This is a genomic window from Streptomyces sp. NBC_00554, assembly GCF_041431135.1.
Lineage (GTDB): Bacteria > Actinomycetota > Actinomycetes > Streptomycetales > Streptomycetaceae > Streptomyces.
In genome coordinates, this window is sequence record NZ_CP107799.1 from 5,792,346 (window position 1) to 5,807,919 (window position 15,574).

Sequence of the window (15,574 nt, forward strand, 5' to 3'; positions counted from 1 at the left end):
GAGGAGTGCCGCATGCCGCGTGGACAGGGGCGGAGGCCCGGGTGGCTCGCGCATGGGAGGCTGTTTCCGGGCAGGTTGTTTGACGGGCCACCCCGAACCTGAACCCCGGGGTGACCCGAATGGCAGATTCTGCCACAGGGGCATAACCTGCCGTCTGTGAGCGGTACCAAACGCGCGGCAAGCGCCTCAGCCGACGCGACGGCTGCGGCACGCGCCTCAGCCGACGCGACGGCCCCGGCTTCCGGCCCTCGGGCGTCCGCGGATGCCCCGGCCTCGTCCTCCGAGCCGGTGTCCGCCGACGGTACGGCCCGGTCCTCCTTCGCAGGCCCGCTCCCTGTCGAACGCCCGCCACGCGCCGCTGCCGGGGCGTCGTCCGGTGAACGTGCCCCGAGTTCCCCGCCCGATGGGCAGCGCCCCACGCTGATCGAGCGGCGCAAGGCCGCCACCCGTATGGAGATCGCCCGGGCCGCCGCCGGGCTCTTCATGCGCCACGGCCTGCGCGCCACCCGCGCCGAGGACATCGCCCGCGCCGCCGGCATCGCCCCGCGCACCTTCTACCGCTACTTCGCGAGCAAGGAGGAGTCCCTCGGCCCCCTCTTCGCCGCCGGTTCCCAGAGATGGGCCGAGATGGTCCGCGACGCCCCGGCCCACCTGACCGTTCCCGAGGCCCTCCACCACGCCGTCGTCCAGACGCTGACGCCCGGCGTCGGGGTGCGCCAGGAGTCCCTGCAGTGGGTCCGCTCCCTGCTCCGGCTGGCCGAGGAGAGCCCGGCCCTGCTGAGGGTGTGGGGCGAGGCCTGCCATACGGCGGAGCGGACGCTGGCGGAGGTGCTGGCGGCGCGGATGCCCGGGGCGGAGGTTCAGACCGCCGGGGCGCCAGAGTCCGGCGACCGGGCGCCTGGCGGCCACCCGCTGCCATACCTCGAGCTGTCCCCCGAGCTCCGTCTCAGCGCCGCCGTGGCCAGCGCGGCGGTGCGCGTCGCGGTGGAGGCATGGGCCGCCGGCGACGCCCCGGCGACCGGACCGGCCGGGCCCGTCGCGCTCGCGCTGCGCAATCTCGGGTCCCTTCGCGACTTTCCGTGGCACGCCGAGCAAGCGACGAACTGACCGGCACGGCCGTACGTGTGGCTCAACGGGGGTGCCAAGTACGTGACAGGCCAGGGAGGTTGACGTACGGGATCCAGCGCCACCGCGCGGCACGAGTCCCGTACGGCATGACACGGCGGGACCCGGTACGCCACTACGCTGCCCCGCCCGCCCCCCGAGTCAACCGCGCCCCCAACTCCCGTATACACACCACAAGTTCCGCCGGCTCCCGCACCGTGAACTCGCAGTCGACCGTCGCGAGCCGCACCGCCAGCCACTCCACGGCGTCCCCGGCGGAGGAACGCAGCCGGCAGCTGTGGTCGTCGATCGGCTCGGGTGTCCCGAGCGAGGGGGGCAGTCGCGCGGCGACGAACGCGGCGGGCGCGGCGAAGGTGACGTCGAAGTCGTACGTCACCTGACGCCGGTACATCGACTGCCGCAAGTACTCCGCCGCACTCCCCGTCGGCAACTCGCGCGGAGCGAAGCGCGCCCCGGTCGCGAAGGGCTCGGCGACCCGGTCGACGCGGAACGTACGCCAGTCCTCGCGGTCGAGGTCGTAGGCGACGAGGTACCAGCGGCGGCCGGTGGAGACGAGCCGGTACGGCTCGGTCAGCCGTCGCGACGGCGTCCCGTCCTTGGCTCGGTACGCGAACCGCAGCCGCTCCCGGCCGGCCACCGTGGAGGCCATGACGGTCAGCGTCTCGGGCGCGATGCTCGCCCCGTCCCCGCTGGTCAGCGGGGTGGTCGCCGCCTGCAACGTGGACACGCGGTGCCGCAGCCGCGACGGCAGCACCTGCTCCAGCTTGGCGAGCGCCCGTACGGAGGCCTCCTCGATGCCCTCGACCGCGTGCCCGGCGCCGGCCCGCAGCCCCACCGCGATCGCCACCGCCTCCTCGTCGTCGAGCACGAGCGGCGGCATCGCTTTCCCCGCCACCAGCCGGTACCCGCCGTCGGACCCCTTGGTCGCCTGCACCGGATAGCCCAGTTCGCGGAGCCGGTCGATGTCCCGCCGGACGGTACGACGGGACACCCCGAGCCGCTCGGACAGCTCACCGCCGGGCCACTCGCGGGGCGTCTGAAGCAGGGAGAGGAGCTGGAGCAGCCGGGCCGGCGTATCCGTAGTCATGTTTTCCAGAGTGCCGTAGAACTAGGACACGATCTGACCTATTGCCGCACTAACTTCGTTCCATGACCTCCACCGAGACCACTCTCAACAGCCCGGCCCCCGTGGCCGACCGGCGTCGTTGGTTCGCACTCGCGATCGTGATGACCGCGGCCTTCATGGACCTGGTCGACGTCACGATCGTCAACATCGCGATCCCGTCGATCCAGCGGGACGCGGGGGCTTCGTTCAGCCAGATCCAGTGGATTACCGCGGGCTACGCGCTGGCCTTCGCCGCAGGACTCATCACCGGTGGGCGGCTCGGCGACATCCACGGCCGCAAGCGACTCTTCCTGGTCGGCATAGGCGGATTCACGATGGCATCGGCCCTGTGCGGCTTCGCCGCGAACCCGGAGATGCTCGTCGCCTCCCGCATCCTCCAGGGCGGGATGGCCGCGCTGATGGTGCCGCAGGTGCTGTCGATCGTGCACGCGACCTTCCCGGCGCACGAGCGGGGCAAGGTGTTCGGTCTGTTCGGCGCGGTCGTGGGCCTTGGCGCCGTGTCCGGACCGCTGCTCGGCGCGCTGCTCACCGAGTGGAACCTGTTCGGGCTCGAGTGGCGGCCGATCTTCCTCATCAACCTGCCGGTCGGCATCGCGGGCCTGATCCTGGGCCGCCGTTTCATCACCGAGTCCAAGGCCCCGCGGGCCCTCAAGCTGGACCTCGTCGGCGTCGCCCTCGTCACGCTGGGGCTGCTGATGCTGCTCTACCCGCTGACGCGCGGCGAGGAGCTGGGCTGGCCGCTGTGGGGGTACGCGTCCATGGTCGGCGCCCTCCTCGTCTTCGCGGCGCTGGTGGCGTACGAGAAGCGCAAGGCGCGGATCGACGGTTCGCCGCTCGTCGAACTCTCCCTCTTCAAGGCGAAGAGCTTCGCCGCGGGCATCGCCGTCCAGACCGTCTTCGGGGTCGCGCTCGGCATCTTCTTCCTGGTGTGGACGCTGTACATGCAGATCGGACTGGGGTGGAGCCCGCTGCGGGCCGGCCTGACCGGGGTTCCGTTCTCGATCGCGGTGTCGGCGGCGGCCGGGATGTCGGTGCAGCTGCTGGTCCCGCGCTTCGGGCGCAAGGTGCTCCAGACGGGCGCGCTGACCATGGCGGCGGGCGTACTGCTCTACATCTGGGAGTCCGAGCGGTACGGCATGTCCATCGCCTCCTGGCAGATGGCGCTCCCGCTGGTGGTCATGGGCGCGGGGATGGGCTTCATCGTGGCGCCGCTGACGGACGCGGTGCTGTCGGACGTGCCGCGTGAGCACGCTGGTTCGGCGTCCGGCCTCATCAACACCGTGCAGCAGATGGGCAACGCGCTGGGCCTCGGCCTGGTGTCCGTCGTCTTCTTCGGCACGATGGGGGACCGGCTGACACCGGCCGAGGTCAGCCCGGCCTTCGTGAACGCCTTCCAGCACGCGCTGGGCTGGGTCGCGGCGGTGATGGCGGTCATCTTCCTGCTGATGTTCGCGCTGCCGAAGCGGCCGGCGCAGCATGTGGAGGGCGTGGAGGACGCGTCCTCCGACGAGCTCACGAAGGAGCCCGAGCTCGTTTCGTGAACCAGGACCGAAGGGGCCCGGCACCTCAGGTGCCGGGCCCCTTTTGTGTGGCCCTCCTTGTATTGCCTTCGGCAACGAAAGTCCGTTCATGCCCGGATCACGCCCGAACCTGTTTACTTTCTGGAAATGCGGGCGTAGCCTCCGATTGAAACCACAGGTTCGGGCATAAGTCGGAGGCGAACGGACATGTACGCACCGGAGCGGCAGCAGGAGATCCTCCGGCTCGCCCGTGACGGCGGCCGGGTGGACGTGGTGTCACTGGCCGAGGAGTTCCAGGTCACCGCGGAGACCATCCGCCGCGACCTGAAGACCCTGGACCGCGCGGGTCTCGTACGCCGGGTGCACGGCGGCGCGATACCGGCCGGGCGCCTGGACTTCGAGCCCGACCTCGCCGAACGCGAGTACACGGCGGCCGACGAGAAGGACCGCGTCGCCCAGGCCGCCGTCGCCGAACTGCCCCACGACGGCACAGTGATCCTGGACGCCGGCTCGACGGTCGCCCGGCTCGCCGGAGCGCTCCCGCTGGAGGCGACGCTCACCGTCGTCACCCACAGCCTGCCGATCGCGGCCCGCCTCGCGGACCACCCCGGCATCCAGCTCCATCTCGTCGGGGGGCGCGTGCGGCACCGTACGCGCGCCGCCGTGGACGCCTGGGCGCTCCGCGCGTACAGCGAGATCCGCGCCGACGTCCTCTTCATCGCCGCCAACGGTTTCTCCGTCTCGTACGGCCTGACCACCCCCGACCTCGCCGAGGCCGCCGTCAAGCGCGCGACCATGCGCGCCGCGCGCCGCGTGGTGCTGCTCGCCGACTCCTCCAAGCACGGACAGGAGCACTTCGCCCGCTTCGGCGACCTGAGCGATGTGGACCTGCTGATCACCGACCGCGGGCTGAGCCCGGAAGACGCCACCGCCATCGAGCGCGGCGGCACCGAAGTGCTGTGTGTGTAGAGCGCCCCGTGTTCCGAGGCGCTGTGTGTATTGAGCTGCAAGCGGCATCCGGCCGCCGTGTGTTGAGAAACGAGTGCGCATGATCCTCACCGTCACCCCCAACCCCTCCCTCGACCGTACGTACGAGGTCCCGTCGCTCGACCGCGGCGAGGTCATCCGGGCCACCGGCGAACGCATGGACCCGGGCGGCAAGGGCGTGAACGTCTCGCGCGCGGTCGCCGCCGCCGGACAGCGCACGATCGCCGTCCTGCCCCTGGGCGGTGCGCCCGGCGCACTCGTCGCCGACCTGCTCGACGCGCAGGGCATCGAGGTCGCGCCGGTCCCGATCGCCGGAGCCACCCGCTCGAACATCTCGGTCGCCGAACCCGACGGCACGATGACGAAGATCAACGCGCCCGGCCCCGAACTCTCCGCCGCCGAGGCCGAACTGCTCCTGGAGACCGTCCGCGGCCAGTACCGCTCCGACGCCACCGACTGGATCACCTGCTGCGGCAGCCTGCCGCGCGGGCTCGCACCTTCCTGGTACGCCGATCTTGTCGCGCGGGCGCACGCGGCGGGCGCCCGGATCGCGCTGGACACCTCAGGTCCGGCGCTGCTCGCGGCGCTGCGCGAGCGGCCCGATGTGGTGAAGCCCAACGCCGAGGAGCTCGCGGAAGCCGTCGGGCGCCCCCTCGCCACGGTGGGCGACGCGGTGAAGGCGGCCGAGGAGTTGCGCGAGCTGGGCGCGCGCGCCGTGCTCGCGAGCCTGGGCGCGGACGGCCAGTTGCTCGTGGACGGCTCGGGCGCCTGGTTCGCGAGCGCGCGGGTGGATGCCGTACGCAGCAACGTGGGCGCCGGCGACTCCTCCCTCGCCGGTTTCCTGATCGCCGGCGGCAGCGGCCCGAAGGCCCTGGCCTCCGCCGTCGCCCACGGCGCCGCGGCCGTCCAACTCCCCGGCAGCGTGATGCCGGGCCCGGCCGACCTCGACCCCTCCGCCGTGACGGTCACGGCGGAGATCCCGGTGGACCGCGTACTGACGGAGCCCGTGTCATGACGGCGCGCTCCACCGGACGACTGGCCGGCGCTCGATCCGGTCCTGGACGCACTGGCCCTGGACTCACGGGTCTCGGAGTCACTGGCCCTGGACTCACCGGTTCCGGAGTTACCGGTTCCGGAGTCGCTGGTCCCGGCCTCACCGGTCCCGGGCGCACTGGCCCCGGGCTCACCGGCCCCGGCCTCACCGGTCCCGGACGCACTGGCCCCGGAGTCACTGGCCCCGGGCTCACTGGCCCCGGCCCCGTCGGTCCCGAGCCCAATGGCTCCGGACCCCCTGAACAGGCCCTGAAGCGGCGGGGTCTCCCCTTCCCCGCCGCAGCCATACGGCGAAGGGACTGGCCCGGTCCCGCCGCCGAGGGGAGGCGGGGCTTCCCCCGCCCCGCCTCCACCGCCCCTGCAACTCGTCCCAGCCCAAGCCCCAGCCCAAGCCCCAGCCCAAGCCCCAGCCCAAGCCCCAGTTCCAGCCCCAGTTCCTGTCCCAGTCCCCGTACCCCCGTCCCCACGTTCAGCTTCACCCCTGTCCCCACCCCCGCCCCCGCCCACAATTTCCCCCGGGCGATACGCGTGCGAAGGAGCCCGCGATGAGCGAGATGATCACCGCGGACCTGGTCGACCTCGACCTGTCCGCCGAAACGAAGGAAGCGGCGGCCCGAGCCCTCGCCGAGCGCATGGTCGCCCAGGGCCGGGTGACCGACCTCGACGGCTTCCTCGCCGACGTGGCCGCTCGCGAGGCCCAGATGCCGACCGGCCTCGACGGCGGCATCGGCATCCCGCACTGCCGGAGCGAACACGTCACCGAACCGACGCTCGCCTTCGGGCGCAGCGCGGCGGGGATCGACTTCGGCGCGCCGGACGGACCCGCCGACCTGATCTTCCTGATCGCCGCCCCGGCGGGCGCGGACGACGCCCACCTCACGATCCTTTCGTCGCTCGCCCGGCACCTGATGAACGCCGAGTTCACGTCCGCGCTGCGGGCCGTGGACGACGCGGCGGCCGCGGCCGCGCTGATCCGGGGCGACGAGCCCGCGGCGGCCCCGGCCGCCTCCGATGGCTCCGCGGCGGAGTCGAACGCGGCGGCCTCCGCCGACTCCGCCGCGGGCGGCACGGCCCCGGCGCCGGGTGCGACCGTCGAGGACGGACCCGCCCCGGCGCCGGGCGCCACCGAGGGCGGCGAACCCTTCCGCATCGTCGCCGTCACCTCGTGCCCCACCGGCATCGCGCACACCTACATGGCGGCCGAGTCGCTGGAGAACGCGGGACGCGAGGCCGGCATCGAACTCGTCGTCGAGACGCAGGGCTCGGCCGGTTTCACCCGGCTCGACCCCGCGGTCATCGCGGCGGCGGACGGCGTGATCTTCGCGCACGACGTCCCCGTACGGGACAAGGACCGCTTCGCCGGGAAGCCGACCGTCGACGTCGGCGTGAAGGCGGGCATCAACCGTCCCACCGAGCTGATCTCCGAGGTCCGCGGCAAGGCGGAGCGCGGCGAGGTCACCGCGGGCTCCGCGCCCGGCACACCGGTGGAGCGCACCGGTGAGTCCGGCGAGGGCTACGGCAGCAAGCTCCGCAAGTGGCTGATGAGCGGCGTGAGTTACATGGTGCCGTTCGTCGCCGCGGGCGGTCTGCTGATCGCCCTGGGCTTCGCGATCGGCGGCTACCAGGTCAACAAGGCGCCTTCCGTCATGGACCACTTCATGTGGCTGCAGGCGGACAGTTGGGGTGCGCTGTTCTTCCAGATCGGCGGCGTGGCCTTCGGCTTCCTCGTCCCCGTCCTCGCCGGCTACATCGCGTACGGCATGGCGGACCGGCCAGGTCTTGTCCCCGGCTTCGTCGGCGGCGCGATCTCGCTCACCATCAACGCGGGCTTCCTCGGCGGTCTGGCCGCAGGTCTCATCGCCGGTGCGGTGGTCATCGGGATCCAGAAGGTCAAGATCCCCAAGTCGCTGCGCGGCATCATGCCGGTGGTGGTGATCCCACTGATCTCCTCGGCGATCGTCGGGTTCCTGATGTTCGTGGTCATCGGCAAGCCGATCGCCTCCGCGCAGAAGGGCATGACCGACTGGCTCAACGGCCTCACCGGCACCAACGCCATCCTCCTGGGCACCCTGCTCGGCCTGATGATGTGCTTCGACCTCGGCGGCCCGGTCAACAAGGTCGCGTACACCTTCGCCACGGCGGGTATCGCGGTGGCGAGCCCCAGCGACTCGGCGATGAAGATCATGGCCGCGGTGATGGCGGCCGGCATGGTCCCGCCGCTCGCCATGGCCCTGGCCACGACCGTCCGCGGCAAGCTCTTCACCCAGACCGAGCGCGAGAACGGCAAGGCCGCCTGGGTCCTTGGCGCCTCCTTCATCTCGGAGGGCGCGATCCCCTTCGCCGCGGCGGACCCGCTCCGCGTCATCCCGTCGTCCATGGTGGGCGGCGCGGTCACCGGCGCACTGTCGATGGCCTTCGGCGCCACCCTGCGCGCCCCGCACGGCGGCATCTTCGTGGTCCCGCTGATCGGCAACCCGTTCCTCTACCTGGTCGCCATCGCCGCGGGCGTCTGCGTCACCACCGCCCTGGTGGTCGTCCTGAAGGGCATGCGCAAGCAGGCTCCCGGGGTCGCCGGCGCAGGGGTTGCCGACGCTCCGATATCGGCGAAGGCCGAACGCAAGGAGCCGGTGGCAGCCGCCTGAAGAGCCAACCGCCTGCCCCTTTAGGGCACTGGTGAGCTGTTCACCGCATCTGCGAGATGCGTCACGGTCCGGGACCAAAGTCCCGGACCGTGGTGTCTACTGGGGCGCATGCCCGATCACGTGTCGATCCTCCAGCTGACAGGCGTGGCCGCCCTCGCCCTGGCGACCGTCATCTGGGTCGTCGGCCTGGTACGCCTTCTGCGCCGGGACCGCTCCGAAGCCGTGCTCCGGCGTCATGGCGACGCGCTCCGGGCCATGCCCCGCCAGCGACAGTCGGGTCCGGACACCGAGTCCGTCGAACTGACCCCGGAGGAGCACGCCGCCTTCGCGGGCCTGGTACGCCAGTTCAGCGACAGCCGCCCGTAACTGCCCTGCGGCTGCTCCCCGGTGGTGATGTCAGCCGAGCCGGGCCGGTCTCGGCCGAGTCGAGCCGGTCTCAGCCGAGTCGGGCCGCGCGCCGCTCGATCGCATCGCGCGCCGCGTCCTCCGTGTCGTACACCTCGCACATGTGCCGCCGGTCGGGCGTCGCCGTGTGCTCGACCTCCCACAGGGAGATCTCCTGCCCGTCACGCAGCAGGAACGCGTGCTCGTAGAGCGAGAAGGACATCCCCGGCCGACCTGTCCGGCAGGGACGGCCGAAGGCCTGGGTGATCTGGTGCGCGAACGCCTCGCGCATCAGCAGTGTCGCGAGGTCGGCCCCCGGCTGGTCCGGGTTCTCCGCCCGCCGCAGCAGCCGTCGCGCGTGATCCGGCGAGTCGTCGGGCACGTACTCGTGCCGCGGCGCGGGAATCGGCGACAGCTGCATCAGTACGGCCAGTTCGAAGTCCGGAGCGTCCGCCGGGAGCGGCAGGCGGGCCGTGGCGGCGCGCAGCTCGTCGTCGTCGACGTACACCTCGTGTTGCGGATCGCTGCCGGGCGCCGTGTTGTGCACGAGCTCCCACAGCGTGACCGCCGAGCCGTCGGCGAGCAGCCACGTGTGCCGGTACGTCTCGCGGTGCAGCCCCGCACTGTGGTGCGCGGAGTGCAGCGAACTGTCGTGCGCCAGCGCACAGTCGAGCCGCCGTATCGTCTCGTCCGGCAGTTCGAAGGAGTTCAGGGCGCGACCGAGGAGTCGCGCGAGATGCTCCTCCGGAGACTCGGGCGACTCGGGTGGTTCGTACGCTGCTGTCTCGTACGGAACGCTCAAGGTTTCTCCCGGCGTTGCTGCATGTCACCTTGTGGGTGCATACCGTAGCCCCTCGGTCGGACATCATGTCCGCGAACCGAGAAAACGTACGGTTGGAAAACGGACGGGCCGCGCGGCAAGTTCCCACGCGGCCCGACCGAGCGTCAAAAAGCCCTCGTCAGACGGTACTTCCCGCGGTCCACGCGCTCCAGGACAAGTTCCAGCCGTTGAGCCCGTTGTCCGGAGAGACGGTCTTGTCGGGGGAGTTCTCGACGGTCACGACGTCCCCAATGAGGGAGTTGTCGTAGAACCACTTGGCGGTCGTGTCCCCCTGAGCACCCTGCACATCGGCCATCCCCACACAGCCGTGGCTGGTGCCCTCGCGGCCGAAGGGCGGATTGCCCTTGTTGTACCAGTAGTTGCCGTGGATGAAGGTGCCGGAGGTGGTCAGGCGCATCGCGTGCGGCACGTCCGGGATGTCGTACTCGCCGCCGAGTCCGACCGTCCGGCTGTTCATCCGCGTCTGCGTGAACTTCTCGGAGATCACCATCTGCCCGTTGTACGTGGTGTGATCCGGGCTGCCCGCCGAGATCGGGACCTTCCTGAGGGTCTTCCCGTCCCGCACGACCGTCATGGTCTGCGTGTTGACGTCGACGGTGGACACCTGGGAACGCCCGATGGTGAAGGTGACGGTCTTCTTCTGCACGCCGTAGACGCCGTTCGCGCCCTCGACGCCGTCCAGGTCGATCTTCATCGTGACCTTGGAACCGGCCTTCCAGTACTCCTCGGGCCGGAAGTCGAGCCGCTGCGCCCCGAACCAGTGCCCCACCACCTGCTGCCCGCTGCTCGAGGAGACCGTGATGTGCGACTGCACGGCCTTCTTGTCGCTGATCACCTTGTCGAAGTTGAAGGAGACCGGCATCCCGACGCCGACCGTGGTGCCGTTGTCGGGCGTGTACGTCCCGATGAAGCTGTTGCTGGAAGTGACCGTCGTGAAGATGGAGTTGGCAGCGGAGGTGCGTCCGCTCGAGTCCTTCGCGGTGGCCGATATCTGGTACTTCGTCCCGCGCTCCAGCTGCTCCTTCGGCTTCCAGGAGCTCCCGTCCGCGGATATCGCGCCGGGTACGGCAGCCCCGGTCCCCGACACCGTCATCTTCACGTCGGTGAGCTTGCCGTCGCTGACCTTCACACCGGTCGCGTTGATCGACGCGTCCGTCGAACCGTCCTTGGCGGAGATGACGAGTTTCGCCGTGGACGTCTTGGCCGAACTCCCGCCGTTCTCTGCGTCCTTGCCGTTCTTGCTGTCGGCGTTCGCGCTGCCACCGCAGGCGGTGAGGGTGAGGGCGCCGACCATCAGGGCGGCACAGGCCCCCAGTGCGCGCCGCGCTGTATTGTCCGGCGTTGCCACGGGCTGCTCCAGATTCTTGTGATGTGCGTGATCCGCTCCAGTACGTCGAGAAAGAGCGACCGGCGCCAGGAAGGGTTCCCTCCGTCGCCGGTGAACACCATCACGTGACAGAACCGGGACAATCCCCCAACGCCCGCCCCCGAAACGCCCCTGCTCCCAGCCCCTACCGCCCGCCCCCCCCACACCGGACACCCCGCTCGCAGCGGCCCACCGGCGTGGGTCGGGGGCGTGCCGGTACGTCCAAAGCCCGTCGCGTACGTTCGCGTCACCGGACGCTTCCCTGCCCGGCCAACGTCTGATCCGGCGGCGACGGGCGGACGTACCGGCACGCCCCCGACCCACCCACGCCCCCGGCACGCCTCCCGCCTACCGACCTCCGTACAGCTCCTCGTACGCCGGCCACAGCCCACCCACGCCGTCCACCGATTCCGCCGCCCGCACCGCCCGCACGATCGCCCGCGTCACCACGTCCGCACCCGCCGCAAGAATGGCGTTGAGCGCGAGGGGGTGCTCGTCGGCGAGCGGCCGGGCGCCCGTGGCCAGCGCGAACACCGTGTCCCCGTCGTTCAGCAGGTGCACCGGACGCACGGCGCGCGCGATGCCGTCGTGCGCCGTGCCCGCGAGCTTCTGCGCCTGCGCGCGCGAGATGTCGGCGTCGGTGGCGACGACCGCGAGCGTGGTGTTCAGCGGCGGAGCCCCGTTCCTCGCGATGGCTTCGGCCAGCCGCCGCTGCGCCGCCTCGTGCACCTCCACCGACGGATACGGCGTACGCCCCTGCAGCAACTCCCCGTACAGCGCCCCCGTTTCCGGCTGTATCACCGACCCCGCCGCGTTGGCCACCACCAGCGCGGCCACCGTGATCCCCGAGTCGAGCACGACGCTCGCGGTGCCGATGCCGCCCTTGACCGTGCCGGCTACCGCCCCGGTGCCGGCGCCCACGCAGCCCTCCCGCACCGGAGTGCCGGGCTCGCTCGCGTCGGCCGCCTCGACCGCCGCGCGCCCAGTGGAAGCGTCCGGCCTGGCCCGGAAGTCGCCGCCGCGGCCCAGGTCGAAGACGGCGGCGGCGGGAACGACCGGCACGACGTGCGCGGGATCGGGACCGACCCGCACCCCGCGTCCGCGCTCCTCCAGCCAGGCCATCACGCCGGACGCCGAGTCCAGTCCGTACGCGCTGCCGCCGGTCAGTACGACCGCCTCGACCTTCTGCACGAGGTTGCGTGGGTCGAGCGCGTCGGTCTCCTTGGTGCCTGGCCCGCCGCCGCGCACGTCCACGGCCGCGGTGGCGCCGCCGGGAGGGGCGAGCACGACCGTGGTGCCGGTGAGCCAACCGTCGCCGGTACACGTCGCGTGCCCCACCCGCAGACCCGCGACATCCGTCAGAGCGTCAACTGTCATGGCGACAGTGTTTCCCGCTACGCGGCCCGCGCTTCCTCCCGCGTGACCATCCGCGCCGTCAACGTCACCCCGACCGCCACCGACAGCGCCGATACGACGCCCGCCGCGAGCACCGCCCAGTCGCCCAGGAACGTGCACAGGATGACCAGCAAGGCGGTGGTCGGCAGGACGGCCTGCTGCGCGATGCCCACCTTGAAGTGGCGTGAATGCAGCAGCCACACGGTGAGGAGGTACAGCGCCGTCGGCAGTGTCACCGCGGCGGACGCGGAGAGCGTCGATATGTGCGCCTTGCCGACCGCCTGCTCGACCGCGACCTCCAGCCCCGCTCCGATCGCGGCCGCCGACGCGAAGACCAGGTAGTGGCCGTAGCCCCACAGGAACGCCTGCCTGTTGGTCCGCAGATGTCCGTGGATCGGCACCACGAAGTAGATCCACCACGCGGAGAAGACGATCAGCAGCCCGCCCGCGGCGATCGGCAGCAGTTCTCCGAGCGCCTCGTTCTCGTCCGCGCCCGACTTCACGGCGACCGTGGCCGCGGCGATCGTCTCGCCCAGGACGATGATCGTGAACAGGCCGTACCGCTCGGAGATGTGGTGCGGATGCCAGGACGACTTGGCATCCTTCTCCGCGAACAGGGGGACGCACAACTCGGCGACGGCCATCACCAGGAACACCCAGGGCCGCGCGGACTCCGGCAGGACCAGCAGCCCCAGCCAGCCGACCTGGCACAGCAGCACGCCTCCCGCGTACCGCAGGGCCATGGTTCTCTCGGCCCCCTCGGTGGACCGCGCCACCCGCAGCCACTGCGCGATCATCGCGAACCGCATGATCGCGTACCCGAGCCAGACGAGCAGGAAGTCGTGGTCCTCGGCCGCCCGCGACACCCCGGCGGCGAGTACGAGGACACCGGCGATCTGCACCAACGTGACGACCCGGTAGAGCGCGTCGTCGTTGTCGTACGCCGAGGCGAACCAGGTGAAGTTCATCCAGGCCCACCAGATCGCGAAGAAGAGCATCGCGTAGTTGAGGATGCCCTCACCCGCATGTCCCTCGGCCACGGCGTGCACCAGCTGGATGCCCGCCTGGGCGATGGCCACGACGAAACACAGGTCGAAGAAGAGCTCCAGCGGCGACGCGACCCGGTGTGCCTCGTCGCGGCCACGAGCGGCCATGGTGCGCAACGGCCCACGACCGGCAGGCCGTGAGGTCGGTGCGGATGCGGATGCGGATGCGGATGCGGAACCGGCACCGGGGCTCGAGCCGGAACTGGAACTGGAACTGGCACGGGACGTCATACGGCCAAGCACAGCAGAAAAGTCCCGGAAATTCTTGTGAATGCGTTCACAAGGTGACTCGAGTCCAACGTCCCCCAGGGATGACCTGGTCAGACGGGGCAGGGCGACCCGCGCCCGCCGGACGGGAGGACCTTCGGTCTCCGCTGGGGGACCGACGCGGCCGGTCAGTTCCTCGTCGCGGGCGTGCCCGCCGGGGTGCCGAGGCCCCCAGCTGAGCCGGGGTGGGCCGCCGTCCCCCTCGGCGTACCCTGAAGGCATGAGTACCGCCCCCGCCCCCGAACCGCGCGATCCCAAGCCTGCCGCGCTGGTCTTCGACGACCCGCTGAGCCAGCAGTCCTCGGACGATACGGACCGCGGGTGGGGCGAGCGGCCCGGCAGCGACAGCGACAGCGCGGCCGACCTGAAGCGCTTCCTCGACGAGAAGCCGCCCCACCACATCTGAACCCCGCCCCACCACGTCTTAGCCCCGCCCCAGCGTGTCTTGGCCCCGCCCCGCCACCGCTGGGCCCCGGCCCACAGCCGTGCCGCTAGTTCTCGCTGTGCCCCGAACCGCGCTGCGCCACCAAGGCGTCGCGGATCTCCTTGAGCACCTCCAGCTCGGTGATCTCCATGACCTCCTGCGTGCCCTCCTTCGCCTTCTGGCGGGCCGCCTGCCGGGCCAGGTACTTGGACATGGGCAGGACCATCAGGAAGTAGACGACGGCCGCGGTGATCAAGAACGTGAGCGTCGCGCTGAGGACAGTGCCCCACATGATCGGGATGCCGCTCGTGGCCGTGCCCGTCGCCTCGTCGAAATGGCACGGCGACTTCAGGCACGAGCTGTACTGGTTGAGGTCCTTGGTCCCGAACGCGCCCACCAGCGGGTTGATGATTCCCTTCACCACCGAGTTGACGATGTTGGTGAAGGCCGCGCCGATGACCACCGCGACTGCCAGGTCGACGACGTTCCCCCGCGTCAGGAAGGCCTTGAAGCCCTCCAGCACACCGGGTTTCTTCTTCTCGCTCACCGAGGGGCCCTTCTGCACAAGTTGTGGAACAAACAGCTCCGCAACCTACGTCAGGGCGTGCCGGGCCTGTCCAATTCGGCAGCTCGAACGAGGGACTTGACACCGATTCGTCACTTACGGCGTCACGGTCGGGCACGTTGTTCAGCACACCGTCACCGCCAGCCGTGAGGTCGCACTCGCGCCGGCCAGCCGCGTCGCCGTGGTCCGCGGGACGGAGAGGACGACCAGAGCGCCGGTCTCGGTGGCGTCGACTTCCGGCACCTCGGTCACCCGGACCCCGGCTGCGACCACCCGTGCCTCGCCGCCGTTGTCCGCGGCGACGACATCGACCCGGTCCCCGCGCCGCAACAACCGCACCGTGGCCGCGTCGGCGATCCGCACCGGCGCAGTCACCATCTCGGCCGCGCGGCGCTCGCGTACGGGAGCCGACGCGGATGCGGAAGCGGAACGGGCAGCGCCCGCGGGATGCCCCCGCGCCCGCTCGGCGTCACGAGGGCCGGCCGAGATGAGCGCGGCCGCCGTGACCGCCAGCCCCGCGGCCACGGCCCGCCGCTTGTGCCGGGTGAGGCGCCGCAGTTGATACCGCCCGCCGCGCACGCGTACGGGAGCGAAGTGAGGTACCTCGCAGGTCGGAGGCGCGTCCGCGCCCGGCGGGCGTACGGGAGGAGTGAGAGGAGCGAGCTGAGAGGGCTGTGCCATGGTGACCACCACCTGCGACGAGAGATCGGCTGCTTGCGATCCCACGATGAGGCCTCACGGCCGAGCCCGCCGGAGCCCGTGGACCACCGACGGGTTGTGGACAACTCCCTCACCCGAACGGGAAGTTCCGCCCCTCCTGCGACGCGCTGAAC

Annotated in this window: 14 protein-coding genes; 7 read left to right on the forward strand and 7 right to left on the reverse strand. The window is 71.1% G+C overall.

Features of this window, described 5'->3' with window-relative positions; genetic code table 11:
• Positions 1–450 precede the first annotated feature (450 nt).
• Complete coding sequence (locus OG266_RS25585) at positions 451–1,107, forward strand: TetR family transcriptional regulator (protein WP_371552950.1); 657 nt, start codon at positions 451–453, stop codon at positions 1,105–1,107.
• Positions 1,108–1,240: 133 nt separating this feature from the next.
• Here OG266_RS25585 and OG266_RS25590 read toward each other — a convergent pair whose 3' ends face one another.
• Positions 1,241–2,212: a helix-turn-helix transcriptional regulator gene (locus OG266_RS25590; protein ID WP_371548644.1), complete on the reverse strand. Its 972-nt coding sequence runs from the start codon at positions 2,210–2,212 to the stop codon at positions 1,241–1,243.
• A gap of 62 nt (positions 2,213–2,274) precedes the next feature.
• Here OG266_RS25590 and OG266_RS25595 point away from each other — a divergent pair, with 62 nt between their 5' ends.
• From OG266_RS25595 to OG266_RS25615, 5 genes are all read left to right on the forward strand, one after another.
• Entirely contained in the window at positions 2,275–3,792 is a 1,518-nt protein-coding gene (locus OG266_RS25595; protein ID WP_371548646.1) for an MFS transporter, read from the forward strand.
• A gap of 186 nt (positions 3,793–3,978) precedes the next feature.
• Complete coding sequence (locus OG266_RS25600; protein ID WP_266460160.1) at positions 3,979–4,740, forward strand: DeoR/GlpR family DNA-binding transcription regulator; 762 nt, start codon at positions 3,979–3,981, stop codon at positions 4,738–4,740.
• Positions 4,741–4,819: 79 nt separating this feature from the next.
• The gene (gene pfkB, locus OG266_RS25605; protein ID WP_266460163.1) at positions 4,820–5,773 is read left to right on the forward strand and encodes a 1-phosphofructokinase; all 954 of its coding nucleotides are present in this window, start codon (positions 4,820–4,822) and stop codon (positions 5,771–5,773) included.
• 583 nt (positions 5,774–6,356) lie between these two features.
• A complete protein-coding gene (locus tag OG266_RS25610; RefSeq protein ID WP_371548648.1) occupies positions 6,357–8,453 on the forward strand; it encodes a fructose-specific PTS transporter subunit EIIC in 2,097 nt (698 codons plus the stop codon).
• 108 nt (positions 8,454–8,561) lie between these two features.
• A complete protein-coding gene (locus OG266_RS25615) occupies positions 8,562–8,819 on the forward strand; it encodes a hypothetical protein (protein WP_266460169.1) in 258 nt (85 codons plus the stop codon).
• 70 nt (positions 8,820–8,889) lie between these two features.
• On the opposite strand, the gene OG266_RS25620 is transcribed toward OG266_RS25615, so the two are convergent.
• The 4 genes from OG266_RS25620 to OG266_RS25635 form a co-directional block, all read right to left on the reverse strand.
• On the reverse strand, positions 8,890–9,639 hold the full coding sequence (locus tag OG266_RS25620; protein ID WP_266460172.1) for a DUF6227 family protein: 750 nt from the start codon (positions 9,637–9,639) through the stop codon (positions 8,890–8,892).
• 157 nt (positions 9,640–9,796) lie between these two features.
• Positions 9,797–11,026, reverse strand: a complete 1,230-nt coding sequence (locus OG266_RS25625; RefSeq protein WP_371548651.1) for an Ig-like domain-containing protein — start codon at positions 11,024–11,026, stop codon at positions 9,797–9,799.
• A 366-nt stretch (positions 11,027–11,392) separates the two neighbouring features.
• Entirely contained in the window at positions 11,393–12,421 is a 1,029-nt protein-coding gene (locus tag OG266_RS25630; RefSeq protein ID WP_371548653.1) for a P1 family peptidase, read from the reverse strand.
• Positions 12,422–12,438: 17 nt separating this feature from the next.
• Positions 12,439–13,593 (reverse strand): low temperature requirement protein A, encoded by a 1,155-nt coding sequence (locus OG266_RS25635; protein ID WP_371548656.1) that lies wholly within the window; start codon positions 13,591–13,593, stop codon positions 12,439–12,441.
• Between the two features lie 379 nt (positions 13,594–13,972).
• On the opposite strand from OG266_RS25635, the gene OG266_RS25640 reads away from it, so the two are divergent.
• Positions 13,973–14,158: a hypothetical protein gene (locus tag OG266_RS25640; protein WP_326722526.1), complete on the forward strand. Its 186-nt coding sequence runs from the start codon at positions 13,973–13,975 to the stop codon at positions 14,156–14,158.
• Between the two features lie 85 nt (positions 14,159–14,243).
• On the opposite strand, the gene mscL is transcribed toward OG266_RS25640, so the two are convergent.
• Complete coding sequence (gene mscL, locus OG266_RS25645; RefSeq protein ID WP_371548658.1) at positions 14,244–14,723, reverse strand: large conductance mechanosensitive channel protein MscL; 480 nt, start codon at positions 14,721–14,723, stop codon at positions 14,244–14,246.
• Between the two features lie 141 nt (positions 14,724–14,864).
• Complete coding sequence (locus OG266_RS25650) at positions 14,865–15,422, reverse strand: hypothetical protein (protein WP_371548660.1); 558 nt, start codon at positions 15,420–15,422, stop codon at positions 14,865–14,867.
• Between the last annotated feature and the right edge of the window lie 152 nt (positions 15,423–15,574).

What these genes read in the sequence shown, in the direction of transcription:
- OG266_RS25585 (WP_371552950.1), top strand. Translation starts at nt 451, where the DNA reads ATGGAGATCGCCCGGGCCGCCGCCGGGCTCTTCATGCGCCACGGCCTG.
- OG266_RS25590 (WP_371548644.1), bottom strand. Translation starts at nt 2,212, where the DNA reads ATGACTACGGATACGCCGGCCCGGCTGCTCCAGCTCCTCTCCCTGCTT.
- OG266_RS25595 (WP_371548646.1), top strand. Translation starts at nt 2,275, where the DNA reads ATGACCTCCACCGAGACCACTCTCAACAGCCCGGCCCCCGTGGCCGAC.
- OG266_RS25600 (WP_266460160.1), top strand. Translation starts at nt 3,979, where the DNA reads ATGTACGCACCGGAGCGGCAGCAGGAGATCCTCCGGCTCGCCCGTGAC.
- pfkB (WP_266460163.1), top strand. Translation starts at nt 4,820, where the DNA reads ATGATCCTCACCGTCACCCCCAACCCCTCCCTCGACCGTACGTACGAG.
- OG266_RS25610 (WP_371548648.1), top strand. Translation starts at nt 6,357, where the DNA reads ATGAGCGAGATGATCACCGCGGACCTGGTCGACCTCGACCTGTCCGCC.
- OG266_RS25615 (WP_266460169.1), top strand. Translation starts at nt 8,562, where the DNA reads ATGCCCGATCACGTGTCGATCCTCCAGCTGACAGGCGTGGCCGCCCTC.
- OG266_RS25630 (WP_371548653.1), bottom strand. Translation starts at nt 12,421, where the DNA reads ATGACAGTTGACGCTCTGACGGATGTCGCGGGTCTGCGGGTGGGGCAC.
- OG266_RS25635 (WP_371548656.1), bottom strand. Translation starts at nt 13,593, where the DNA reads ATGGCCGCTCGTGGCCGCGACGAGGCACACCGGGTCGCGTCGCCGCTG.
- OG266_RS25640 (WP_326722526.1), top strand. Translation starts at nt 13,973, where the DNA reads ATGAGTACCGCCCCCGCCCCCGAACCGCGCGATCCCAAGCCTGCCGCG.
- OG266_RS25650 (WP_371548660.1), bottom strand. Translation starts at nt 15,422, where the DNA reads ATGGCACAGCCCTCTCAGCTCGCTCCTCTCACTCCTCCCGTACGCCCG.